We start from the raw sequence: 22843 nt of genomic DNA, 5'->3' as shown, positions 1-22843 counted from the left end.
TGGAGCATGATGAACGCCTCCCCTGCCCGCCGTACCGACCTGCTAGCCACCGGCGCGGCCACCGTCACCGTCGTGCTGTGGGCCTCCGCCTTCGTCTCCATCCGCAGTGCCGGGGCCGAGTACTCACCCGGCGCGCTGGCGCTGGGGAGGTTGCTCGTGGGTGCCGTGGTGCTGGGGCTGATCTGCCTGGTCCGTCGGGAGGGGCTGCCTCCTCGGGCGGCCTGGCCCGGGATCGCGATATCGGGCCTGTTGTGGTTCGGCTTCTACAGCGTCGTGCTGAACTGGGGCGAGCAGCAGGTGGACGCCGGTACGGCGGCTCTCGTCGTGAACATCGGGCCCATCCTCATCGCGCTGCTGGGCGCCCGGCTGCTCGGGGACCCGATGCCGCCGCGGCTCCTGGCGGGCATGGCGGTGTCGTTCGCCGGCGCGGTGACCGTGGGGCTGTCGATGTCGGGCGAGGGGGGATCCTCGGTGCTCGGAGTGGTGCTGTGCCTGCTCGCCGCGGTCGGCTACGCGGGCGGCGTGGTGGCACAGAAGCCGGCGCTGGGGCATGCGAGCCCGCTCCAGGTGACGACGTACGGGTGTCTGGTCGGCGCGGTCCTCTGCCTGCCCTTCGGCGGGCAGCTCATCGACGACGCGGCCGACGCCTCCCTCTCCGCGACCCTCAACCTGGTCTATCTCGGCGTCTTCTCGCTGGCGCTCGCCTTCACGACCTGGGCGTACGCCCTGGCCCGTACGACGGCCAGCCGTATGGGCGCGACCACCTACGCGGTGCCCGCGCTGGTCGTGCTGATGTCCTGGCTGGCGCTGGGCGAGGTGCCGGGGCTGCTCACGCTGGCCGGCGGGGCGCTGTGTCTCGCGGGAGTCGCGGTGTCGCGGTCCCGGACCCGGTCCGCTCGGGTCGTGGCGGCGGCGCCGCAACCCGAGCAGACCCGCGAATCAGCGTGAATCGCCTGAACGCGCCCTGTCCGCAAGGACCTTGATGGACAGCAGGGCGATCACCGAGAGGCCGATGATGTAGCCGGAGACCGCCATCGAGGTGCCCGTGGCCTCCAGCAGCAGCACCATGATGAACGGGGCGAGGCCACCGCCGAGCACGGCCGCGATCTGGTATCCGAGAGAGGCACCGGTGTAGCGCATCTCAGGCGTGAACAGCTCGGCGAACAGGGCCGCCTGGGGGCCGTACATGATGCTGAGGAAGCAGCTGGCGACGAAGGTGCCGACCGCGAGCCACAGCAGTGAGCCGGTGTCGATCAGCAGGAACAGCGGTACGGCCCACAGGGCGATGCCGGCCGCGCCGATCGCGTAGACACGGATGCGGCCGACCTTGTCGGAGAGCGCGGCGGCGGCCGGGATCAGCACCAGCTGGGTGAGGCTGATGCACAGCGAGACCATGAGGACGGCGCTCTTCTTCATGCCGAGCTCGCGGGTCGTGTAGTCGAGCACGCCGGTGATGATGATGTAGAAGGTCGCGGTGTTCACGGCGAAGGAGCCGCCGGCGAGGAGCACCGTGCCGAGGTGGCCCCGCAGGATGGTGCGCAGCGGTGAGGACTGCTCGCTCTTCTCCTGCTCGGCCAGCTTCTTCTCCGCCTCCCGGAATTCGGGGGTCTCCTCGACCCGCGTGTGGATGTACCAGGCGAGCACGAGGACCAGCAGACCGACGAGGAACGGCACGCGCCAGGCCCAGGCCGCGAACTCCGCGTCCGACGTGAACGCTCCCGCCAGCAGGAACACCGTGTTGGCGGTGACCACGCCGATGGGAACACCGAGCTGGACGAAGCTGCCGTAGACACCGCGCTTGCCCTCGGGGGCGTACTCGGTGGCCATCAGCATCGCGCCGCCCCACTGGGCGCCGACGGCGATGCCCTGCAGCACGCGGAGGACTACCAGCAGGATCGGGGCGGCGACCCCGATCGTGTCGTACGTCGGGAGCAGGCCGATGCCGGTGGTGGCAAGGCCCATGAGGGTGAGCGCGAGGACCAGCATCGGCTTGCGGCCGCGCTTGTCGCCGAGCTGGCCGGCGACGACGCCGCCGAGGGGGCGGGCGAGGAAGCCGACGGCGAAGGTGGCGAAGGAGGCGAGCACTCCGGCGGTGGGGTTACCGGCCGGGAAGTACAGGTCGCCCAGCACGAGGGCTGCGGCGATACCGAAGACGAAGTAGTCGTACCACTCCACGGCCGACGCGAGAGCGGCGGCGGTGGCGACGCGGCGGCGGTTGCCGACGACGGGTGCGGTGGGGGTGAGCGGCTGGGCGGAAGGTGCCGTGTCCATGCGTGCACACTCCGGTGGGTGCGGGGACGGGACGGAGCGGGGGGTAGCTCAGGTTCCCGGGAACGTACTGACCGGACGGTATGCCCGTCAACGGGTCGCGCAGCAGGAGTTTTACCTGTACGTGGCACGGAGAGCGGGATCCAGGCATGCCTGAGGCCCCGGCCTCGCGCGGAGACCGGGGCACCTGGCGGACCGGCCCTAGAACACCACCAGCGCCCTGCCGCCCTTGCCCGCCAGCATGTTCTCGAACGCCGCCGGGATGCCGTCCAGCGCGATCCGTTCCGTCACCAGCGCGCCCAGGTCCAGGCGGCCCGCCCGCACGTGCTCGGCCAGCACCGGCACGTCCCGCGCCGGGTCGGAGTTGCCGTAGACGCAGCCGGAGAGGGTGCGGCCCCAGTGGAAGATCTCCAGGGCGTTGAAGGTGACCTGCTGGTCCTTGCCGCCGATGCCGACGACCGTGGTGCGGCCGCCGCGGCGGGTGGAGTCCCAGGCGGTGCGGATCGTGGTCGCGCGGCCCACGCACTCGACGGCGACGTCCACGCCCTGCTTGCCCGTGAGGCCGCGGATCTCGCGGGCCGTGTTCTCGGAGGCGATCACGTAGTCGGTGGCGCCCGCCGCCCGTGCCAGCTCCTCCTTCTCCGGGGAGACGTCGACCGCGACGATCTTCGCCGCGCCCGCGATCCGGGCCGACTGGAGGGCGGCCAGCCCCACGCCGCCGACACCGAACACCGCGACGGTCTCCCCCTGCCGGACCCGCGCCGAGTGGTGCACGGCGCCGTAGCCGGTGAGGACGGCGCAGCCCAGCAGGGCGGCGTCGGTGAGCGGGATGCCGTCCGGGAGGGGCAGGACGCAGTCGGCCGAGACGACGGTCTCCTCGGCGAACGCGGCGACGTTCAGGCCGGGGTGCAGGTCGGTGCCGTCCGCGGTGCGGGCGTAGACATCGGCGGCGCCGTTGAGCGCATTGGCGCACAGCCAGACCTCTCCGAGCCCGCAGGCATGGCAACTGCCGCAGGACGGCGCCCAGTTGAGGACCACATGGGTGCCGGGCGCGACATGGGTGACGCCCTCGCCGACGGCGACGACCGTGCCGGCGCCCTCATGGCCGAGGACGGCGGGCACGGGGACACGCATGGTGCCGTTGGACAGCGACAGGTCGGAGTGGCACACCCCGGCGGCGGCCAGACGGACCCGGACCTGGCCGGGGCCGGGGTCGGGCAGTTCGATCTCGGTGACCTCCAGCGGGGCACCGACGGCGGGCAGGACGGCGGCACGGACGGCCATGGAAGGCGCTCCCTTGAACGGGCTCAGAACTGGAGGGACTTGGTCTGGAGGTACTCGGTCAGGCCGTGCGCGCCGAGTTCGCGTCCGACGCCCGACTGCTTGTAACCGCCGAAGGGGGCGAGCGGGTTGAAGCGGCCGCCGTTGATGTCGACCTGCCCGGTGTCCATCCGGCGCGCGAAGGCCACCGCCTCCGCCTCCTCCCCCGCCCAGACGGCGCCCGCGAGGCCGTAGACCGTGCCGTTGGCGATGCGCAGGGCGTCCGCCTCGTCCTCGTACTTCAGGATCGACAGGACGGGGCCGAAGATCTCCTCCTGCGCGATGGTCATCTCGGGCGTCACATCGGCGAAGACGGTCGGCGCGACGAAGCAGCCCCGCTCGGCCGGCGCCTCGGGGCCGCCCGCGACCAGCCGCGCCCCCTCGGCGACGCCCTTCTCGATGTAGCCGCGCACCCGTGCCTGCTGCTTGGCGTTCACCACCGGGCCGATGCGCTCGCCGTACTTCGCGGCGGCGGCCGCGGCCAGCTCGACGGCCTCGTCGTACTGGTCCCGGTGCACCAGCATCCGCGTCCAGGCGCTGCACGTCTGGCCGGAGTTGGACATGACGTTGGCGACGCCGACGTTGACCGCCTTGGCCAGGTCGGCGCTGGGCAGGATGACGTTGGCGGACTTGCCGCCGAGTTCCAGGGCGACCTTCTTGATCGCCGCCCCGGCCACCGCGGCGATCTGCCGGCCGACGGCCGTGGAGCCGGTGAAGGAGACCAGGTCCACGCCGGGGTGCTCGGCGAGCGCCTGGCCGGCGACCGGGCCGAGGCCGGTGACCAGGTTGAAGACGCCCGCGGGGACACCGGCCTCGTGCACCGCCTCGGCGAACAGCTGGGCGACCAGCGGGGTGTCCTCGGCGGGCTTCAGTACGACCGTGCACCCGGCGGCCAGCGCCGGGGCGGCCTTGGCGACGATCTGGTGGAGCGGGTAGTTCCAGGGCGTGATCGCACCGACCACACCGATGGGCTCGTGGTACACGGTCGAGTTGCCGACCTTCTCCTCGAAGGCGTACGTCGCCGCGAGCTCGGCGTACGAGCCCGCGACGGCGATCGGCACGCCCGCGTGGACCGCCTGCGAGAACTTCAGCGGCGAGCCGAGTTCGGCGGTGACCGTCTCGGCGATCTCGTCCTTGCGCGCGTCGAGGATGTGGCGCAGGGCGGTGAGCAGCGCGGCCCGCTCGGCGGGCGGGGTCGCGGCCCAGCCCGGGAGGGCGGCTCGGGCGGCGCGTACGGCGGTGTCGACGTCGGCGGCGGTGCCGGCCGGGACCCGGCCGATGACCTGCTCGTCGACCGGGTTCACCACCTCGATCACGTCGCCGCCCGCGGCGGGGCGCCACGCGCCGTCGATGTACATGCCGTCGTGTGCCTTCATTGCACTTCCTCCCGAGCGGGCTGCCACGTCGTCCGGCTCACAAACTAGCGGTGTTAGTTTTTATGCGCCAGCCGTATCCGGATGCGGCTGGGCCACGCGGCCCATGACATCAGAAGTCGACCCGAGCCCGGTCGTCCACCCTCCCTACCGACTCCTGCCCGAACGCCTTCTCGTAGTCACGACGGATCTCCTCGATCTTGCGATCACTGCTGCTCGCCTGCGCCTGCGGGTACAGCAGGATCAGTTCGTACGACCGCTCCTTCTCGATCGTGCCGCTCGCGTCCCGCCACTGCCCGCGCCCGGTCTGGATCGTGAGCCCGTCCGGAAAGTCCGGGGTGACCTCCTTGTCGACGAAGGCCATGAACTGCGCGTCGGTGACAGCAGGCCCGCCGTCGGGCCGCGCGGTGCCGAAGAAGAGCTGTGTCTCGACATACGGCTCTCCTCGCCGTACCGATGCGCCGTCGGTGTCGAGGGAGGCGTAGGCGGTCGGCGCGGCGACGGTGAGCATGAGGCCGACTGCGGTGAGGACAGCCCGAGTTCGGGTGAAGTGGACATTCATGCCCCATGACTAGCCATGCCCGGGGGACTTCACTCCTCCAGATCCGGCAGCCGCGCCGGCGCCGGGCAGATTCGGTCGCCGTGCTGGTCGAAGACGAACAGATGGGCGAGGTCGACCAGGAGGGGGACCTGCATGCCGTGCCGGAGTTCGATGTCGGGGGTGGTGCGCACGATGAGGTCGCCGGGGAGGCGGCCCTCGGGCGGGGCCGGGTCGGGGGTCGCGTCGGCCGGGTGGTCCAGGGTCACCACCGGGCCGGCCCGCAGGGCGCCCGCGCGGTGACGGAGGCGTTCCAGCACCGTGCCGGTCTCACGACGGCGGCGCCGGACCGGGGGGACGGGGCGCGGGGCCTCCAGGTCCGGTACGACGGCGGGGCGGGAGCCGGTGTTGAAGTGGACGAGGACCTCGTGGCCCTGGAACTCCACATGCTCGACCAGGCCCGTGATGTGCACCTCTCCGGGGCGGGCGGAGGCCGGCTCGGCGATCCGGACCGCTTCCGAGCGCAGGCCCACGATGACCTCGCGGCCCTGCTGGACACGGAGCAACTGGTGGTCCAGGGACAGGGGTTCGGGGAGCCGGAGATACTGCTTGCCGAGGCTGATGGTCATCGCGCCGTCGAGCGGGGCACGGACGACGCCGCGCAGCAGGTTGATGCGCGGGATGCCGATGAAGGCGGCGACGAAGACGTTGCGGGGCAGGGCGTACACCGAGCGCGGGGTGCCGACCTGCTGGAGGACGCCGCCGCGCAGGATGGCGACCCGGTCGCCGAGGGACATCGCCTCGGCCTGGTCGTGGGTGACGTAGACCGTGGTGACGCCCAGCTTCCGGGTGAGGCCGGAGATCTCGGCGCGCAGGTGGTTGCGGAGCTTGGCGTCGAGGTTGGAGAGCGGCTCGTCCATCAGGAACGCGGTGGGGTGGCGGGCGATGGCCCGGCCCATGGCGACCCGCTGGCGTTCGCCGCCGGAGAGCTGGGCGGGGAAGCGGTCGAGGAGGTCCTCGATGCCCAGCATGCGGGCGGTGGCGTCCACCCGGGGGCGCGGGTCCGCGCCGGGCTCCTCGATGCGCAGCGGGAAGCCGATGTTGTCGCGGCTGGTCATGCTCGGGTAGAGGGCGAAGTTCTGGAAGACCATCGCCATCCGCCGGTCGGCGGGCAGCAGGTCGTTGCCGTACTCGCCGTCCAGCAGCAGCTCGCCCTCGTCGATCTCCTCCAGGCCGGCGATCATTCTGAGCACGGTGGACTTGCCGCAGCCGGAGGGCCCGAGGAGGACGAGGAACTCCCCGGGCTCGATGTCCAGCGAGAGCCGGTCCACCACACGGACGCCTCGCATGTAGGACTTGCTCACGTCGTGCAGGGAGATGGCGCGTGTCATGACTGCTGCCCCCGGGGGCTGTCCGGAGCGCCGCTGCTCCGTGTGTCCGAAGACTCCGTGCGGGTCGTACGGGGCCTTGAGTCACGGAAGCTAACGGAATGTGCCCGGCCGGGGGAAGGGGTCTGTCACTTCGTAGCGGTCAGGTGGGCGAAGACCACCACGTTGCTGGTGTATCCGGCCTGCCGGTCGAAGAGGCCGCCGCAGGTGAGCACGCGCAGCTCCGGGCGCCGGCTCGGGCCGTAGACCTCCTTGTCGGGGAACGTCGCCTTGTCGTAGACCTTCACCCGGTCCACGGTGTAGACGGCGCTGCGGCCGTCCTCGCGCCGCGCCTCGATCTGCTTGCCGCGCTTGACCGAGGCGAGTCCGGCGAAGACGGCGGAGCCGGTCGTGGTGTCGCGATGGCCCACCGCGATCGCGACGCCGGGCTCGCCCGGTGTGGGGCCGCCCCGGTACCAGCCGATGAGGTTCGGCTCGTCGACCGGCGGTGTCTCCAACTCCCGTTCCCCGGTGAGCCCGAGGCCGATGATCGGGGCGTCGATACCCAGGGACGGGATACGCACGGACGTCGGCCGGGACCGGGGCAGCGGGCGGGGCGGTCGGGTGGGGTGGGCCTGGCCTGCGGCAGCCACGGAGTGCCGGCCGTCGGGTCCTGTCGGCGCGATCGCCTCACGGAGTCCCTCGCACCGGACGGCCACCATCACCAGGACGACCGTCAGAGCGGCCGTTCTGGAGAGCCGGTAGGCGCGGGTCCGGTACCAGGGCCGGCGTCTGCGCCTACGCGGCACCATCGGTCTGCCGGCGGGTCCTGCGGAAGTACACGGCGCCGCCGAGCGCTGTCAGGCCCACCATCCCCGCGCCCGCGACCGGCGCGTACGCGGCCGCGGTGTCGACCAGACCGCCACCGCCCGCGTGCACACCGCCTCTCGGGCCGTGGTCGTCGCCGCGCCCCCACCCTTCCTCGCCCCGGTCGTTGTCCTCGATACGCCCGGGCGGACCGCCATCGCCCCGCCCTTCCCGTCCTTCCCGCCTGTCGTCCCTGTCGTCCCCGTCGTCGTGGCACCGGACGCGGAAGACCTTCTCCTTCGGGGGGATGCCGGTCACCACCCAGGTGAGCTTGTACTGCCCCTCGGCGAGCCCCAGGATGTCCGTGTGCCCGGCGCCCCCGGCGAGCTGGATCGCGCCGGTGACGGTGGCACCCGTGGGCAGCGGAGGCTGCGGCGAGATGGTGTACGTGATCGAGGCGAGGATGTCGAAGTTGACGGCATCGAGGTAGAACCGGCAGACCACCGGGTCGTCCTTCGGCACCCCGTAGGGCACGCCCTCACGGTGGATCCTGATGTCGCCGTTCTCCCCCTGGGCCCACGCGGTCGGCGCCGTCACCCAGGACGCGCCCGCCGCGGCGAGGGCCGTGAGGACGACTGTGGCGCCCGCGCGGGCGCGAAAGGAACGTGAGGGTGTCAGGGTCGGCATGCGCGCTCCTCAGGTTCAGACGATTTTCATACAAATCGCTCTTTCGCCTGACTCTCCGTCACGCGCACGCGACTCGCCGTACCGACGCCCGGCGCGTCGTCAGATTTCGCTCGTCCGGCGCAGTCCCGGACGCCTCGGCCGCCCCGAGGCACCCGATCCGGGCCCTCCCGGCCGCTTCGGCGTACGCACGGCCACCCCCGCCGACAGCAGCAGCAGGCCCGCCAGCATCACGAACGGCGCAGCCACCCCGGCGATTCCGGCGACCAGGCCCGCCGAGGCCGGCGCGGCGACCTGGCCGAGACGGTTGCCGGTCAGCCGCAGGGCGAGGGCGGTGGAGCGGGCGCCCTCGGGGGCCGCCTGCACGACCGTCGTCATGGACAGCGGCTGGCCCACGCCGAGGCAGAAGCCCAGCACCGCCAGCATGACGGCCAGCGCCCACACCGGCACCGGCAGCGCGACCCCGGCGCACAGCAGGGCCGCCAGCAGACAGGTCACGGTCAGCAGCAGGGTGCGGCCGAGCAGCCGCAGCAAAGGCGTCAGCACCAGCCGGCACGCGATGGTGGCCGCCGCGCGCAGGCTCAGCAGCAGGCCGATCGCGGACGGCGCGATGCCCCGGTCCTCGCCGACCACCGGGAGGTAGGCGGTGAGGATGTCGGTCGCGGAGAGCACGGCGAGGCTGATGAAGATGCCGGCGGGCACGCCCCGGGCCCGCAGTATGCGCCCGACAGGGACGCGATCCCCTTGTTCCGCACGGGACTTGGCCGTCGTACGGCTCTCTATGTGCCACAGCGACGTCAGCGCGACCGCGCCGCCCGCACCCGCGACCAGCAGGGCGAGGGCGCTGGTGCCCGCCATGTCCCGGCCGCCGATCAGCGCGCCCGCGGCGATCGGGCCGATCAACTGGCCGAGGGAGGCGCCGATGGTGAAGTGGCCGAAGTTGCGGTCCTGTTCGTGCGGCGCGGACTGGCGGGCGACGAGCGACTGGGCGCCGATGACGAAGCAGAGGTGGCCGAGGCCCATCACCCCGCTCCAGACCGCCATCGCCCAGAGGGAGTTGGCGAGGCCGCTCATCGCGCAGCCGCCGGAGATGAGCACGACACCGACGGGCAGCAGCGGCGCACAGCGGCCGTGATCGGTGCGGCGGCCCAGCGGGACGGCGACGAACAGCGGGAGCAGCGCGTACACGCCCGCGATCACACCGATCGCCCGCTCGTCCGCACCCAGCGCGAGCGCCCGGTAGGAGACGGCGGGCCGGGCCATCGACACCGCCCCCTGCGCGAAGCTGAAGGCGATGACGAGGCGGAGCAGCCAGCCGCGGTTCCCACCGGGCGCCATGAACGTGTCCTCCTGGAACTCCTGGAACGGGACTTGAGATCAGGGGGTCAGATGATGCCGAACAGCATTCCTGCCCCGAGGATGACGAGGCATGTGAGCGCGGCCCACTTCACGACGAACCGGGTGTGGTCGCCGAACTCCACCTTGGCCATGCCGACCAGGACGTAGACGGCCGGGACGAGCGGGCTCGACATGTGCAGCGGCTGGCCGACCAGGGAGGCGCGGGCCATCTCCAGCGGGGTGACACCGTGCGCGGCACCGGCCTCGGCGAGGACCGGCAGGACGCCGAAGTAGAAGCCGTCGTTGGACATGAAGTAGGTGAGCGGGAGGCTCAGGATGCCGGTGACCAGGGCCATGTGCGGGCCCATGCCCTCGGGGATGACGTCCACCATCCACTTGGCCATGTGGTCGACCATGCCGGTGCCCTGCAGCACGCCGGTGAAGACGGCGGCGGCGAAGACCATTCCGGAGACGTTGAGGACGTTGTCGGCATGGGCGGCGAGGCGGGCCTTCTGGTCCGGGATGTGCGGGAAGTTCACGGTGAGCACGAGCGCCGCGCCGAGCAGGAACAGCACCGGGATCGGCAGCCACTCCATGATCATGGCGGTGAGCAGGGTGACCGTGAGCAGCGCGTTGAACCAGTACAGCTTGGGGCGCAGGGTGGGCCGGTTCGGGTCGAGGGCCTGGAAGCGGTCGTCGTCATCGTCCGCGTCGGTGCCGGAGCCGGCGCCGCCGGTGACCGTCCTGCCCGTGCCGGAGGAGCCGGATCCGGCGCCCACGAGGACCGTCTCGGTCTCCTTCTCCTCGACCTTCTCCTCGACCAGGACCTCGTCCAGGGTCAGCACACCGAGCCGCTTGCGCTCGCGCCGACCGAGGACGTACGAGAGGACGAAGACGAAGGCCAGGCCCACCAGGAGGGCCGGGATCATCGGGACGAAGATGTCGCTGGCGTCGAGCTTGAGCGCGGTGGCGGCGCGGGCGGTCGGGCCGCCCCACGGCAGGGTGTTCATCACGCCGTTGGCCATGGCGGCGACACCGGTCATCACGACCAGGCTCATCTTCAGGCGCTTGTACAGCGGGTACATCGCCGAGACCGTGATCATGAAGGTGGTCGAGCCGTCGCCGTCGAGCGAGACGATCGCGGCGAGGATCGCCGTGCCGACGACGATCCGCATCGGGTCCGCCTTGGCGAACTTCAGAATCCCCCGGACGATCGGGTCGAAGAGGCCGACGTCGATCATCACACCGAAGTAGACGATCGCGAACATCAGCATCGCCGCGGTAGGGGCGAGGCTGGTGACGCCGTCGATGACGTAGTCACCGAGCTTGGCGCCCTTCCCGACGAAGACGCAGAACAGTGCCGGGATCAGCACGAGCGCCGCGATCGGCGACATCTTCTTCATCATGATCAGGACCAGGAAGGTCGCGATCATGGCGAAGCCAAGGATGGTCAGCATGAGTGGATACCTAACGTTCGCCTTTGAACGACCCCACCAGGGTCGGCGGTGCGTTGACGTTAGGTCCCGCTCTGCGGCGTTAACAAGACGTTGACGTGCGAGCAATAAGCGCAAAACTGCTGGTCACAGCTTTGCACTGCTCACAGGGCCGACGCGGGTGGCCGGTTCACTCATGTTTGCTTCGCCGATGTCCGTGCCGGTCGCCCCAGCCGACCTGCCTTTCTGCTGGGGGTCCGGGGGTCATCCCCCGGGGAAAAGCAGTACCGGTACGCCGTTGAGGACCGCGTTGCCCGACAGCGGGTCGAGCAGGCTGCCGTCGAGGAGCTGGTTGACGTTGACGCCGGGTTCTTTCAGCGCATGGTTCAGCCGGGTGCCGGGCCGGTCGTGTCCCCAGCCGTGCGGGAGGCTGACCACGCCCGGACGCACGCCGTCGGTGACCTCCGCGGGCGCGGTGACCTCTCCTCCGGCGCCCTTGACCCGCACGGGCGCCCCGTCGGTGACACCGAGCCGTTCGGCGTCCTCGGGGTGGATGTGCAGGGTGCAGCGGTTGCTGCCGCCGGTGAGGGCGGGGACGTTGTGCATCCAGCTGTTGTTGGAACGCAGGTGGCGGCGACCGACGAGGACGAGTCCCTCGGGGCGCTCGTGCAGGGCCTGGCGCAGCCGGGGCAGATCGTCCGCGATCGGCTGCGGCAGCAGCTCCACCTTGCCGCTGACGGTCTTCAGCGGCTGCGGCAGCCGGGCCCCGAGCGGCCCGAGGTCGATGCCGTGCGGATGCGCCAGCAGTTGCTCCAGGGTCAGTCCGTCCGGCCGTACGCCGAAGCCGTCGCCGTAGGGGCCCAGGCGCAGCATCATGTCGAGCCGGCGTTCGGCGCCGGTGTCGCCGGTCAGCTGCCCCGCGAGCTCGTGCGGGTCCCGCCCGTACGCAGGGGAGTGCGCCTCCTGCACCGCCTTGCCGAGGGTCTGCCCGATGACCAGGTCGTCGACGGCCGACGGGTCGGCGCCGTGCATCCCGGTCGCGGCCAGGATCAGCCGGGCCAGGATCTCCGTCTCGGCCATCCGGCCGGGCTCCAGCGGGACCGCGGGCCGGCTGAAGCGGACCTGGTTGCGTACGGCGAGGGTGTTGAACGCGAAGTCGTGGTGCGGGCTCTGCGAGGGCGGGGGCGGCGGCAGCACGACGTGGGCGTGGCGCGAGGTCTCGTTGAGGTACGGGTCGACGCTGACCATGAAGTCGAGCGAGCCGAGGGCCTTGTCGAGCCGGTCGCCGTCGGGCACCGACAGCACGGGGTTGGCGGCGACGGCGATGACGGCCCGGATCGGCTCGCCCTGCTCGGTCGCGGTGTCGATCTCCTCGGCGAGCGCGGAGATCGGCAGCTCGCCCTTGGCCTCGGGGTGCCGGCTGACCCTGGAGTGCCAGCGCCCCAGCGCGAAGCCGTGGCCGGGCCGCGCGGGGCGGGGCGTCTTGTCGGTGGCCGCCTGCGGGAAGAGGGCGCCGCCGGGCCGGTCGAGGTTGCCGGTCAGGATGTTCAGTACGTCGACCAGCCAGCTGGCGAGGGTGCCGTGCGGGACGGTGCAGCTGCCGATGCGGGCGTAGACGGCGGCGGTGGGCGCGGCGGCGAGCTCACGGGCGAGGGTACGGATCACGGCGGCCTCGACGTCACAGGCCCCGGCGACGGCTTCGGGGGTGAAGTCCCGTACGGCGTCCCGGAGTTCGGCGATCCCCTGGAGGTGCGGGGTGAGCTCGCCCGGGTCCACGAGGTCTTCCTCGAACAGGGTGTGCGCCATCGCCGCCAGCAGCAGCGCGTCGGTGCCGGGGCGGATCGCGAGGTGCCGGTCGGCGAGCTTGGCGGTGCGGGTGCGGCGCGGGTCGATGACGGTGAGGGTGCCACCGCGGGCCTTGAGCGCCTTCAGCTTGCCCGGGAAGTCGGGCGCGGTGCACAGGCTGCCGTTGGACTCCAGCGGGTTGGCGCCGATCAGCAGCAGGTGGTCCGTGTGGTCGAGGTCGGGCACCGGGATCGCGTTGGCGTCGCCGAAGAGCAGTCCGCTGGAGACGTGCTTGGGCATCTGGTCGACCGTGGAGGCGGTGAAGATGCTTCGGGTGCGCAGTCCGGCGAGCAGCACCTGCGGGTAGAGGGCGCCTGCCATGGTGTGCACGTTGGGGTTGCCGAGCACGACGCCCACCGCGTTCGGCCCGTACCGCTCGACGACCGGGCCGATACCGGCGGCGACCGCGTCGAAGGCCTCCTCCCAGGTGGCCTCGCGCAGCTCGCCGTCCTTGCGTACCAGCGGGGTGCGCAGCCGGTCCGGGTCGCCGTCGACGGCGCCGAAGGAGGCGCCCTTGGGGCAGATGAACCCTTGGCTGAACACGTCGTCGCGGTCGCCGCGGGCCCCGGTGACCTTGGTTCCCTCGATGGTGAGGGTGAGGCCACACGTGGCCTCGCACAGGGGGCAGATACGCAGTGCGGTGCGGGACACGGGTCCTCCCGAGGTGGCGGCGGCAATGACGCGCGGACTCACAGCCGAGCATACCGACCGGTATGCATGGAGGGGAGGGCTCGGAGGGGTGAGGTCGGAAATTCTCCTCCGGTTCAGTCGAGCACGCGCGCCAGATACGCCCGCAGCAGCTCCCGGGCCTCCTCGATGATCCGCTCATCGCCCTCCGGTGCCATCCGGAAGGCCAGGTGGACCAGGGTGTCGGCGGTCTCGACGGAGATCAGGAAGGTACGGCGCAGATCGTCGTCGGGCTCGCGGTCGAGGTAGCCGGAGAGCAGCTCGGTGAGGCGGTCGGCGACCCGGTGGTTGGGTTCGCCGCGGTTGCCGACCGGAATCTGGTTGCCGAAGTCGACCAGGGAGAAGCCGGGCGCGGTGCGCTTCATGGCGAGGTACTCGTCGAGCACGACGTCCATGGCGGAGCGCCAGCCTCCGTCGCCGGCCCCCTTGAGGCGCTCGGTGACGCGGGCGGTGTAGCGCTCCAGGTTGCGCTGGGCGAGGGCGTCGGCCATCTGGCGCTTGTTGCCGAAGAAGCGGTAGACCGAACCGATGGGAACACCGGCACGCTGGGCCACGGCCCGGGTGCTCAGGTCGTCGTAGCCGACCTCGTCGAGGAGGTCGGCGCAGGCGTCGAGGATTCGGGTGAGCCGTTCGGCGCTGCGCCGCTGCACGGGCGCCCGGCGTAGCGATGCGGGATGGGGCACGGTCTTCATGATGCCTTTCCGGCTCGTTCCGGTGAAGCTCGCCCCCCTGTACGGAAGCCGGTACCCGGCGCGCTCAGTGCCGCGGGGGACGGGGTCGCCGCCGGCGTGGCGGCCGGCTTCGGCGTGCCGGCCGGCGTCGCGGTCGCCTCCTCCTGAGATGCCGTGATGGCGGCCGTGTTCTCGACGGGCTTGCCGTCCACCGCCCACACCGTGCCGTCGTCGGCGTACAGCCGGACGGTGACCTGGTGCGTGCCGCGCGGGACGAGGTTGGGAGCCAGACGGTACTCCGGCATGCGGAGCCTGGTCACGAGACGGCCGTCCACGTAGAGGTACGCGAGCCCGCGGCCGGCCATCGCCTTCGCCTCGGCGCCGGCGGGCGAGAAGCGGAAGTCGCGCACGGTCAGCCGTACGTCCCAGCCGCCGGCACCGCCGGCACCGCCGCCCGGATCCGGCTGCACCTCTACGCCGACCTCGGGGGCGCCGCCCTTGCCCACCTCCCGGTAGTGCCGCCCCTCGCCGTCGGTGTCGTCGAGGACCTTGCCCACCGGGGACACCCCGCCCTGTCCCTGTTCCCGCGCATCACTGGGACCGCAGCCCACGGATCCGGTCAGCAGCAGGACACAGACCGCGAGCGCGGCGAGAAGGCTCCGCGTCCACGACATGTCCGGAGACTAGAACACCCCTCCGACAGCCGAATCCCCCTCAGGTCTGGTTGATGTCCCGATCCTGTCGTACCTCCTGAGGAGGACCGGCCGAATCTGTTCCGCCGCTCTTGCGCCCGGGAAAACGCAATCCTACGGTGAAGCATAGGAATCAGATCTCAAGGGAGCGATCATGAGCGGGGACGCGCGGAAGACCGCGGAAGGGCTGACCTACCTCTCCGGTTTCGGCAATGAGCACAGCTCGGAGGCGGTGCCCGGTGCACTTCCCGAGGGTCGCAACTCACCCCAGCGCGCCCCGCTGGGCCTGTACGCCGAGCAGCTGAGCGGGTCGGCGTTCACCGAGCCGAGGGCGCACAACCGCCGCTCGTGGCTGTACCGCATCCGCCCGTCGGCCGCGCACCCCGCCTTCAGCCGCATGGACAACGGAGCGATCCGCACGGCCCCCTTCACGGAGTCCGTGCCCGACCCGAACCGTCTGCGCTGGAACCCCCTGCCCGAGCCCGCACCCGGCACCGACTTCCTCGCCGGCCTGTGGACCCTCGGCGGCAACGGCGACGCGACCCAGCGCACCGGCATGGCCGTGCACCTGTACCACGCCAACTCCTCGATGGACCGCGTCTTCAGCGACGCCGACGGCGAGCTGCTGATCGTCCCGGAGCGCGGCGGACTGCTGCTGCACACGGAGTTCGGAATGCTGCATGTGGAGCCGGCACATGTGGCGCTGATCCCACGTGGGGTGCGCTTCCGTGTGGAGCTGCTGGACGCCTCCGCCCGAGGCTATGTGTGCGAGAACTATGGTGCGCCCTTCCACCTCCCCGACCTCGGCCCGATCGGCGCCAACGGCCTCGCGAACGCCCGGGACTTCAAGGCGCCGGTGGCCGCGTACGACGACACCGAGGGCCCGGTGGAGGTGGTGAACAAGTTCTGCGGCAACCTCTGGAGGGCCACCTACGACCACACACCCCTCGACGTGGTCGCCTGGCACGGCAACCATGTGCCGTACGTCTATGATCTGCGCCGTTTCAATGTGATCGGCACCATCTCATACGACCACCCCGACCCGTCGATCTTCACGGTGCTGACGTCACCGTCGGACACCCCGGGGCTGGCGGGCGTCGACTTCGTGGTCTTCGCGCCGCGCTGGCTGGTCGGCGAGGACACATTCCGGCCGCCCTACTTCCACCGGAACGTGATGAGCGAGTACATGGGCCTCGTCGAGGGCGCCTACGACGCCAAGGCGGAGGGCTTCGTGCCGGGCGGCGGCTCGCTGCACAACATGATGTCGGCGCACGGCCCGGACCGGGAGACGTTCGACAGGGCGAGCGCCGCGGAGCTGAAGCCGCAGAAGATCGACGACGGTCTGGCGTTCATGTTCGAGACCCGCTGGCCGGTGACGCTGACCCCGCAGGCGGCCGACGCCGACCACCTCCAGCGACGCTATGACGACGTCTGGCAGGGCATGGAGCGCCACTTCCGCCCCTTGCAGTAAAGATCCCCGACCGGTACGGATGGCCCCGTGACCTCCTTCGCCCCGGACTCGATCGTCCTGAACCGCAAGCTGCCGCTCTGGTACCAGGTGTCGCAGTCGCTGCGCGCCTCGATACTGGGCCGCCGCCCGCAGGACCCGCTGCGCCTGCCCACCGAGGAGCAGCTGGCCGAGCACTACGGCGTGAGCGTGCTGACCATGCGGCAGGCGCTGAAGGAGCTGGAGGACGAGGGCCTGATCACGCGGCATCGCAGACGCGGCACGTTCATCGAGCCGGACGCCCGCCGGGGCTCCCCCGTGCGGCTGCTCGGCTCGGTGGACGCGATCGTGGCCCAGCAGTCCGGCATGGCGACCGAGCTGCTGGACCACGGCAAGGCGCCGGTGCCGGGCGAACTCGCCGAGTACTTCCCGGACGTCGACGAGGTGGCGACGTACCACCGTCTGCGCAGCGACGAGAAGACGGGCGAGCCGACCAACCACGCCCGCAACTACGTCCGCCCCGAACTGGCCGCGCGCATAGACCTGGACGACCTGGTCCGCTGGCCGATGACCAAGGTGTTGCGGGATGTCGTCGGGGCGGACATCAGCCGCATCACGGACACGGTGGAGGCTCGCCTGGCCGACCCGGAGACGGCGAAGCTGCTCCAAGTCCCGTTGCTGAGCCCGATCCTGCACTACACGGGGGTGACGTACGACATGGAGGGGCGGGTGCTGGACGTGGCGGTCATCCACTACCGGGGCGACCGGTTCTCGTTCACGGTGACCTTGGAAGCAACATAGGCGTGGTACGAGACCTGCGGCCGGTGGGGGCTGGTCGCGCAGTTCCCCGCGCCCCTTTCGGGGCGCTGCCCCAACCCGCGTTTCGGAGCCAGGCCGTACGATGCCCAGCGTGACGCACGACGACGCTCCGCTGCTGGCGGACCTCATGCCGTGGTCCGTCGCACCGCCGCGGCTCGGCCGGGGGTGGCCGACGGGCCCCGACGCGGCGTCCCTGAAGGCCCGCTGGGACGCGTTCGTGAAGGCCGAGGGCCCGGACCGGGAGGCCCTGCTGGAGCCGACGCGCTCCCGCACCCTGCACTCGGCGGTCGGACAGCTTCCCGGCCAGTCGACCGACACGGCGAAACTGTTCCGTGCCTCGGGCCCCTGCCCGGACCCGGTGCGCGTCCTGCACGCACCGTTCGACGAGCAGTGGCTGATCCCCGACCACCGCCTGATCGACGCGGCCCGTCCCGAGCTGTGGCGGGTGGCGGACGAGCACCAGATCTTCGTCCTGGAGACCCCGGAGTCCGGCCTGCTGGCGACCTCGCTGCTCCCGCTGCTCCGCCCTGGCCGCGTCCGCCCGCTGTACCGCCGCCCCGGCGGCACGGAACCCAACCTGGCGCCGGGCCTCCTGGAGCACCTGCGGGACCGGCTCGGCGGACCGGTCGAGCCGCTGGACGTCCTCGCCTGGACGCTGGCGGCGGTACGCCCGGACCTCACCGTCCCCCTCACCGGCGACCCCGGACTCTGGGCCCGCGGCGTGGAGTCGGGCCGGCGCGCCCTGTGGCTGATGCGCCGCGACGGCGACCGCCCGAAGCTGCCCGGCGGCCGCCGCCCCTACGTCCGCGCCCCGCTCCCCTCCCGTCCGCTGACGCTGGAGTACGACCGCGAGGAGGAGGCCCTGCTGCTGGGCGAGGGCCGCATCTCACCGGTCCCGCCGCAGGCCTGGGACTACGAGGTGGCCGGCGTGAAGGTCCTGGAGCAGTGGTTCGCCGCCCGCGTCACGGAGCCCGAGCCGGGCACCCTGGCGGCGATCCGCCCGGCGACCTGGCCGCAGGCGTGGACGTCGGAGCTGCTGGAGCTGATCACGGTCCTGGCCCTGCTGGCGGAACTCCAGCCGCTCGACCAGGAGTTGACGTCGACCATCACCGCGACCGACCTCCACAAGGCCGCAGTCCTCCCGGTCGCCGAGTCGGCCCGCAGACCGGCGTCGGTGCTGGACGGCCACGAGGAAGGGCCGGAAGGGCAGCTCGCGCTGATCTGACGCGCGCCGGGATCAAAGGCGTCCAGCACCCGTTCGAGCGCCCGCCTGAACACCGCCTCCAGCTCGATCGACCCACTGTCCTCCATGAAGGCCGCGGCCAGTCGCGGGTACTTCCCGGTGGCGACCTGGCTGCCGAGGCAGGCGATGCGGACCGCGCTCTCCTCCTCGGACCAGGGCATGGCACGGGTGCGCTCGGCGGTGGTGACCTCGTTCGCGGTGTACGTCGCCACCAAGTCTTCGGCAACGCTGCGGTGCCGGACGGAGCCGCCTGGCCGGGCGCGTATCCGGTCGCCGGTTCGCCGGCGTGGTGCGCGGTACTGCTCGCGGTGTTCGCACCGCTCGCCGTACGCCGGGTACGCGCGCGGCGGACGGTGAGGAGCGGTACTCACGCGGTCGGCCCCGTCAACGTCCGTACGCGCCAAGGCGGTTACGGATGGGACGGGGCCGATGAGCGGGGTGGGTGAAATTCGGGGGACGTGCCCGCGCCCGGTAGGACTCCGAGGCGCCGCCGGGTGCCGTGGGGATGACGGCGGACGACAGCGCGGTACGGCGCCGGAGACGGTGTGATCTGTCGGGCGCGGGCCTGGAAGTCGTTCGGGGAGCGCCGGTAGGAGTCAGCGCCCGCCGAACAGCGAACGGCGGAGCCGACGCAGCGGGGCGAAGAGCGAGACGCGGCGAACGCGTGCACCCTGGTCGCTGCGCTCGTGCGTCTTGTCACGTGTGGTCAGCTCACGCATCAGCGAAGTCGCCTCGGCTGCCTCCCGCTGCGGCACGGCGGGACCCGCCAGCACCGAGAGATGGCGGTCGAGGCGCGAACTGGTCGCGCTGCTCCCGCAGGTGATCGCAGGGACCCTGGCCCTGCTGCGCACTGTTATCTGATCCATGTCACTCCCCACCCGTACGAGTCCACCCGGCCCGGGCAGGTTAACCCTATCGCCCCGGTGAGGCACTCGTGTATCGCGGTCACAGGATTCACCTTCCCCGTAAGGGTGTTGACAACCCGTTCCTGATTACTCTCCGAATCCAACCGATTTCAGGGCGAGTTGGACAACGGGCTGGCTGGTGGGTTGTGGTGAGCCTCCGTCAGGTTCGACGGTCACAGCCAGTGACGTCGCCGATTTGTCGAGACCGGCCGCGACCAAGGGCGTGTCGCCGTCGAAAAGCCCCAGGGAGCGCGGTTGCACGTCGGGGCGCATCTGCCAGAGCTGGTGCACCCGGCCGCTCGGCAACTCGCCGTATCCGCTCAGAGTGACGACGGCACGCCCCTCCGATGCGGAGGCGACCACTCCGATCGTCCGGCCCTCCGCGTCCTCGTCGGCGGTCGCGCGGGCGTCCGGCGCCCCGAGAACGTTAGCGATCTCACTTGCCCGGGCCTGCTGGGCGTCCAGCTCGTCCTGTGTCCGGTTGGCCTGGACGGCGAAGAGGGAGGCGACGACGAGGGCCGCGGCGGCCGTGGCCGTGGCGAACGGCACGAGCAAGAGGCGCGTCCTGGGCGCACGGGTGCGCGGCGGCGGCTGGGTGCCCCACACATGCGGCGGCAGCTGAGTGGCACGCGCGTGCGCCGGCTCCCGCCCGAGGGACTCCTGCGGGGTCGTCCGTACGGCGGCCAGGACCCGGTCGCGCATCGCGGCGGGGGCCGGGGCGGCCGTGGACCAGGCGAGGCGGACGGCGTCCTCGGACAGGGCGCGCACCTCGGCGGTGCAGCTGTCACAGGCCCGCAGATGCTTCTCGAAGCGCAGCCGCTCGCCGGGTTCCAGGGCGTCGAGGGCGTAGGGCGCGGCGAGGGAGTGCAGGTCCGCTCGGCGGAGCAGTCGGTCCATGAAACTCACGCGACGCCTCCCAGGCACTTGCGCAGCTGGGTGAGTCCGTCGCGCATCCGGGTCTTGACCGTGCCCAGCGGCAGGGAGAGCCGCTCGGCCACTTCACGGTAGGTGTAGCCGTCGTAGTAGGCGAGGGTGACGGACTGGCGCTGGAGCGCGGTGAGGCGGTCCAGGCAGCGGCGTACCCACTCGCGTTCGAGGCCGGCCTCGACCTCCTCGGCGACATGGTCGAAGGCGGGGTGGTTCGCGCGGAGCGCCTCGCGCTGCTCGCGTTCGCCGGCCGCGCGGGCGCTGCGCACCCGGTCGACGGCACGGCGGTGGGCGAGGGTGAGGATCCAGGACAGGGCGCTGCCCCGGCCCGGGTCGAACCTCGCGGCCGACCGCCACAGTTCGAGCAGCACTTCCTGGGTCACCTCCTCCGACTGCGCGATGTCGCGCACCACACGCCTCACCAGCCCGTACACCGGCCCGGAGACCAGCCCGTACAGCTCCTCGAACGCCTTCTGGTCTCCGCCAGCCACGAGCACCAACAGCTCGTCCGCCTCCAACTCGTCTCCCCCTCCAGCCAGACCGCAGCGCGGCCGTCTAGTCCCACGAGGCATTCGCAACCGACCCACCTCCGGATGGGGTTACGGATCAGCGGGCCGAAAACGCGGGTGGTCCACCGATGAAACAAGTTTTCAGTTCAGCCGTAAGAACGCTTGAGATTCGACCAATCCACCCTGGCGACCGCTCCGAATCGTGTTCGTCAGGCAAGTTGGCACTGAGGACGGACGGCATGACACCTAATTCCAGGAGCGGTGCGGGACGCAAGGGCCTCGCGACCCTCGTATGTGGTGCGCTGGCCGCCGGGGGGCTCGCAGCCGCCGGCGTCGCCGCGCTGGCACCGGGGGCGGCCTCCGCCTCCAGCCACCGGGAGGCCCCACTGATCTCGGGGACGCCGCAGTACGACAACACGGACGTGTACGCGTTCGTCAGCCCGGACAAGCCGGACACGACGACGATCGTCGCGAACTGGATCCCGTTCGAGGAACCGGCCGGCGGACCGAACTTCTACCCGTTCGCCGAGGACGCGCAGTACGACCTCCACATCGACAACAACGGTGACGCGCAGGGCGAGCTGCTGTACCGGTTCACCTTCGACACGCACGTGAAGAACAAGAAGACGTTCCTGTACAACACGGGTCCGGTCGAGAGTCTCGACGACAAGGACCTCAACATCACGCAGACGTACGACATCGAGCTGATCAAGCTCAAGAACCAGAAGCTGGTGTCGAAGACGAAGATCGCCAACGATGTTCCGGTGGCGCCGTCGAACGTCGGCAAGGCGTCGATGCCGGACTACGCCAAGCTGCGCGAGCAGGCCGTGCACGAACTGCACGGCGGCACGACGACGTTCGCCGGCCAGGCCGACGACCCGTTCTTCCTGGACCTGCGGGTCTTCGACCTGCTGTACGGCGGGAACCTCTCCGAGGTCGGCAACGACACGCTCAAGGGCTACAACGTCAACTCCATAGCCCTGCAGGTCCCGACCCACATGATCACCGAGTCGGCGGACCAGCCGATCGTCGGCATCTGGTCGACGACCCAGCGGCAGAACGCCAAGGGCTACTACGAGCAGGTCTCGCGCCTGGGCAGCCCGCTGGTCAACGAGGTCGTCAACCCGATCAAGGACAAGGACAAGTTCAACGCGTCCGCGCCCTGGGAGGACGCCCAGTTCCTGAAGAACGTCACCAACCCCGAACTGCCCAAGCTCATCGAGGGGATCTACAAGATCCCGGCACCCGACGAGCCGCGCAACGACCTGGTCGACGTCTTCCTCAAGGGCGTGAAGGGCCTCAACCAGCCGCCGCACGTGCGCCCGGCGGAGGAACTGCGTCTGAACACCTCGATCAAGCCGACCGCGGAACCCAAGCGCCTCGGTGTCCTCGACGGCGACAACCAGGGCTTCCCGAACGGCCGCCGCCTCAGCGACGACGTGATCGACGCCTCGCTCCAGGTCGTCGAGGGTGAACTCCTCGGCGCCAAGAACGACCTCGGTGACGCGGTCGACAAGAACGACAAGGACTTCGAGAAGGCCTTCCCGTACGTCGCCCTGCCGACCGAGGGTTCGCGCGGCCCGCTCGCCAAGGGCACGGACGGCGGGACCGACGTCCGCAGCCAGCTCGGTGACGCGCTGCAGCCGGCCGGTTCCTCCGGCGGCACGGACAACATGGCCCTGATCGCCGGGTCCGCGGGCGCCGGCGCCCTGGGCATCCTGCTGATCGGCGGGGCCCTGATGTGGTGGCGCCGGATGCGGGACCGGGCGTACTAGGCGCTCCGCGGGGAGAGTCGCGAGATGCCGTCGACCGACTGCGGGTCGGTCGTGGCCGGTCGCGCAGTTCCCCGCGCCCCTTGGGGCGCTGACGCCCCCCAGACTGGCGCGGCCCGCAATGTACTCATCCCCCACGGCGCGGGCCGCGCCCCCCACGACAACAACCGCCCCCGCAAACCCGATCGAGGAGAGGGC

General features: G+C 71.2%; 20 protein-coding genes and 1 pseudogene. 5 read left to right on the top strand and 16 right to left on the bottom strand.

Going from position 1 to position 22843, the window contains the following annotated elements; all coding sequences use genetic code 11:
• The first annotated feature begins 6 nt into the window (after positions 1–6).
• On the top strand, positions 7–948 hold the full coding sequence (locus POF73_RS18535; RefSeq protein WP_443049545.1) for a DMT family transporter: 942 nt from the start codon (positions 7–9) through the stop codon (positions 946–948).
• On the opposite strand, the gene POF73_RS18530 is transcribed toward POF73_RS18535, so the two are convergent.
• The 12 genes from POF73_RS18530 to POF73_RS18475 all read right to left on the bottom strand — a co-directional run bounded on the left by POF73_RS18530 (position 940) and on the right by POF73_RS18475 (position 15005).
• Positions 940–2271 (bottom strand): MFS transporter, encoded by a 1332-nt coding sequence (locus tag POF73_RS18530; protein ID WP_272116612.1) that lies wholly within the window; start codon positions 2269–2271, stop codon positions 940–942. The genes POF73_RS18535 and POF73_RS18530 overlap by 9 nt on opposite strands.
• A gap of 198 nt (positions 2272–2469) precedes the next feature.
• Positions 2470–3552 carry a Zn-dependent alcohol dehydrogenase gene (locus POF73_RS18525; protein WP_272116607.1) on the bottom strand — a complete coding sequence of 361 codons (1083 nt, stop codon included), beginning with the start codon at positions 3550–3552 and terminating at the stop codon, positions 2470–2472.
• 23 nt (positions 3553–3575) lie between these two features.
• Entirely contained in the window at positions 3576–4964 is a 1389-nt protein-coding gene (locus POF73_RS18520; protein WP_272116604.1) for an aldehyde dehydrogenase family protein, read from the bottom strand.
• A gap of 109 nt (positions 4965–5073) precedes the next feature.
• Entirely contained in the window at positions 5074–5523 is a 450-nt protein-coding gene (locus POF73_RS18515; protein ID WP_272116602.1) for a DUF3574 domain-containing protein, read from the bottom strand.
• A 29-nt stretch (positions 5524–5552) separates the two neighbouring features.
• Complete coding sequence (locus POF73_RS18510; protein ID WP_272116600.1) at positions 5553–6890, bottom strand: ABC transporter ATP-binding protein; 1338 nt, start codon at positions 6888–6890, stop codon at positions 5553–5555.
• Between the two features lie 125 nt (positions 6891–7015).
• Positions 7016–7678, bottom strand: coding sequence for a class F sortase (locus POF73_RS18505; protein ID WP_272116598.1), 663 nt, complete (start codon positions 7676–7678; stop codon positions 7016–7018).
• A complete protein-coding gene (locus POF73_RS18500; protein WP_272116596.1) occupies positions 7665–8360 on the bottom strand; it encodes a hypothetical protein in 696 nt (231 codons plus the stop codon). Before POF73_RS18500 ends, POF73_RS18505 begins: the two co-directional genes overlap by 14 nt.
• Before the next feature lie 99 nt (positions 8361–8459).
• Positions 8460–9695: an MFS transporter gene (locus POF73_RS18495; RefSeq protein WP_272116594.1), complete on the bottom strand. Its 1236-nt coding sequence runs from the start codon at positions 9693–9695 to the stop codon at positions 8460–8462.
• A gap of 47 nt (positions 9696–9742) precedes the next feature.
• Positions 9743–11152, bottom strand: a complete 1410-nt coding sequence (locus tag POF73_RS18490) for a CitMHS family transporter (protein ID WP_272116593.1) — start codon at positions 11150–11152, stop codon at positions 9743–9745.
• A gap of 240 nt (positions 11153–11392) precedes the next feature.
• A complete protein-coding gene (locus tag POF73_RS18485) occupies positions 11393–13624 on the bottom strand; it encodes a molybdopterin oxidoreductase family protein (protein WP_272116591.1) in 2232 nt (743 codons plus the stop codon).
• 113 nt (positions 13625–13737) lie between these two features.
• Positions 13738–14352 (bottom strand): TetR/AcrR family transcriptional regulator, encoded by a 615-nt coding sequence (locus POF73_RS18480; protein WP_272116589.1) that lies wholly within the window; start codon positions 14350–14352, stop codon positions 13738–13740.
• A complete protein-coding gene (locus POF73_RS18475) occupies positions 14349–15005 on the bottom strand; it encodes a hypothetical protein (protein WP_272116587.1) in 657 nt (218 codons plus the stop codon). The genes POF73_RS18480 and POF73_RS18475 overlap by 4 nt, the downstream gene beginning before the upstream one ends.
• A 172-nt stretch (positions 15006–15177) precedes the next feature.
• On the opposite strand from POF73_RS18475, the gene hmgA reads away from it, so the two are divergent.
• The 3 genes from hmgA (at position 15178) to POF73_RS18460 (ending at position 18514) form a co-directional block, all read left to right on the top strand.
• Positions 15178–16494 carry a homogentisate 1,2-dioxygenase gene (gene hmgA / locus POF73_RS18470; protein ID WP_272116585.1) on the top strand — a complete coding sequence of 439 codons (1317 nt, stop codon included), beginning with the start codon at positions 15178–15180 and terminating at the stop codon, positions 16492–16494.
• Positions 16495–16521: 27 nt separating this feature from the next.
• A complete protein-coding gene (locus POF73_RS18465) occupies positions 16522–17271 on the top strand; it encodes a GntR family transcriptional regulator (protein ID WP_272116583.1) in 750 nt (249 codons plus the stop codon).
• A gap of 100 nt (positions 17272–17371) precedes the next feature.
• A complete protein-coding gene (locus POF73_RS18460; protein WP_272116581.1) occupies positions 17372–18514 on the top strand; it encodes a type ISP restriction/modification enzyme in 1143 nt (380 codons plus the stop codon).
• Positions 18515–18522: 8 nt separating this feature from the next.
• Here the strand turns inward: POF73_RS18460 and POF73_RS18455 are convergent.
• From POF73_RS18455 to POF73_RS18440, 4 genes and pseudogenes are all read right to left on the bottom strand, one after another.
• Positions 18523–18744: pseudogene (locus POF73_RS18455) on the bottom strand (TetR/AcrR family transcriptional regulator); the annotation flags it as partial.
• Positions 18745–19128: 384 nt separating this feature from the next.
• Positions 19129–19398, bottom strand: coding sequence for a hypothetical protein (locus POF73_RS18450; protein ID WP_272116579.1), 270 nt, complete (start codon positions 19396–19398; stop codon positions 19129–19131).
• Positions 19399–19524: 126 nt separating this feature from the next.
• Entirely contained in the window at positions 19525–20334 is an 810-nt protein-coding gene (locus POF73_RS18445) for an anti-sigma factor (RefSeq protein WP_272116577.1), read from the bottom strand.
• Between the two features lie 5 nt (positions 20335–20339).
• Entirely contained in the window at positions 20340–20882 is a 543-nt protein-coding gene (locus POF73_RS18440) for a sigma-70 family RNA polymerase sigma factor (protein WP_272116575.1), read from the bottom strand.
• 230 nt (positions 20883–21112) lie between these two features.
• Between POF73_RS18440 and POF73_RS18435 the strand changes: the two genes are divergently transcribed.
• The gene (locus POF73_RS18435; RefSeq protein ID WP_272116573.1) at positions 21113–22648 is read left to right on the top strand and encodes a DUF4331 domain-containing protein; all 1536 of its coding nucleotides are present in this window, start codon (positions 21113–21115) and stop codon (positions 22646–22648) included.
• Positions 22649–22843: the final 195 nt, after the last annotated feature.

Source organism: Streptomyces sp. HD (genome assembly GCF_028369295.1).
Classification (GTDB): Bacteria; Actinomycetota; Actinomycetes; order Streptomycetales; family Streptomycetaceae; genus Streptomyces.
The sequence above is the reverse complement of the archived record's forward strand: the minus strand, read 5'-3'. Positions and strand labels throughout refer to the sequence as shown.

Bases quoted from the DNA above. Each gene is read 5' to 3' on its own strand.
- POF73_RS18535 (WP_443049545.1), top strand. From the start codon at position 7: ATGATGAACGCCTCCCCTGCCCGCCGTACCGACCTGCTAGCCACCGGC.
- POF73_RS18530 (WP_272116612.1), bottom strand. From the start codon at position 2,271: ATGGACACGGCACCTTCCGCCCAGCCGCTCACCCCCACCGCACCCGTC.
- POF73_RS18525 (WP_272116607.1), bottom strand. From the start codon at position 3,552: ATGGCCGTCCGTGCCGCCGTCCTGCCCGCCGTCGGTGCCCCGCTGGAG.
- POF73_RS18520 (WP_272116604.1), bottom strand. From the start codon at position 4,964: ATGAAGGCACACGACGGCATGTACATCGACGGCGCGTGGCGCCCCGCC.
- POF73_RS18515 (WP_272116602.1), bottom strand. From the start codon at position 5,523: ATGAATGTCCACTTCACCCGAACTCGGGCTGTCCTCACCGCAGTCGGC.
- POF73_RS18510 (WP_272116600.1), bottom strand. From the start codon at position 6,890: ATGACACGCGCCATCTCCCTGCACGACGTGAGCAAGTCCTACATGCGA.
- POF73_RS18505 (WP_272116598.1), bottom strand. From the start codon at position 7,678: ATGGTGCCGCGTAGGCGCAGACGCCGGCCCTGGTACCGGACCCGCGCC.
- POF73_RS18500 (WP_272116596.1), bottom strand. From the start codon at position 8,360: ATGCCGACCCTGACACCCTCACGTTCCTTTCGCGCCCGCGCGGGCGCC.
- POF73_RS18495 (WP_272116594.1), bottom strand. From the start codon at position 9,695: ATGGCGCCCGGTGGGAACCGCGGCTGGCTGCTCCGCCTCGTCATCGCC.
- POF73_RS18490 (WP_272116593.1), bottom strand. From the start codon at position 11,152: ATGCTGACCATCCTTGGCTTCGCCATGATCGCGACCTTCCTGGTCCTG.
- POF73_RS18480 (WP_272116589.1), bottom strand. From the start codon at position 14,352: ATGAAGACCGTGCCCCATCCCGCATCGCTACGCCGGGCGCCCGTGCAG.
- POF73_RS18475 (WP_272116587.1), bottom strand. From the start codon at position 15,005: ATGTCGTGGACGCGGAGCCTTCTCGCCGCGCTCGCGGTCTGTGTCCTG.
- hmgA (WP_272116585.1), top strand. From the start codon at position 15,178: ATGAGCGGGGACGCGCGGAAGACCGCGGAAGGGCTGACCTACCTCTCC.
- POF73_RS18460 (WP_272116581.1), top strand. From the start codon at position 17,372: ATGCCCAGCGTGACGCACGACGACGCTCCGCTGCTGGCGGACCTCATG.
- POF73_RS18450 (WP_272116579.1), bottom strand. From the start codon at position 19,398: ATGGATCAGATAACAGTGCGCAGCAGGGCCAGGGTCCCTGCGATCACC.
- POF73_RS18445 (WP_272116577.1), bottom strand. From the start codon at position 20,334: ATGGACCGACTGCTCCGCCGAGCGGACCTGCACTCCCTCGCCGCGCCC.
- POF73_RS18435 (WP_272116573.1), top strand. From the start codon at position 21,113: ATGACACCTAATTCCAGGAGCGGTGCGGGACGCAAGGGCCTCGCGACC.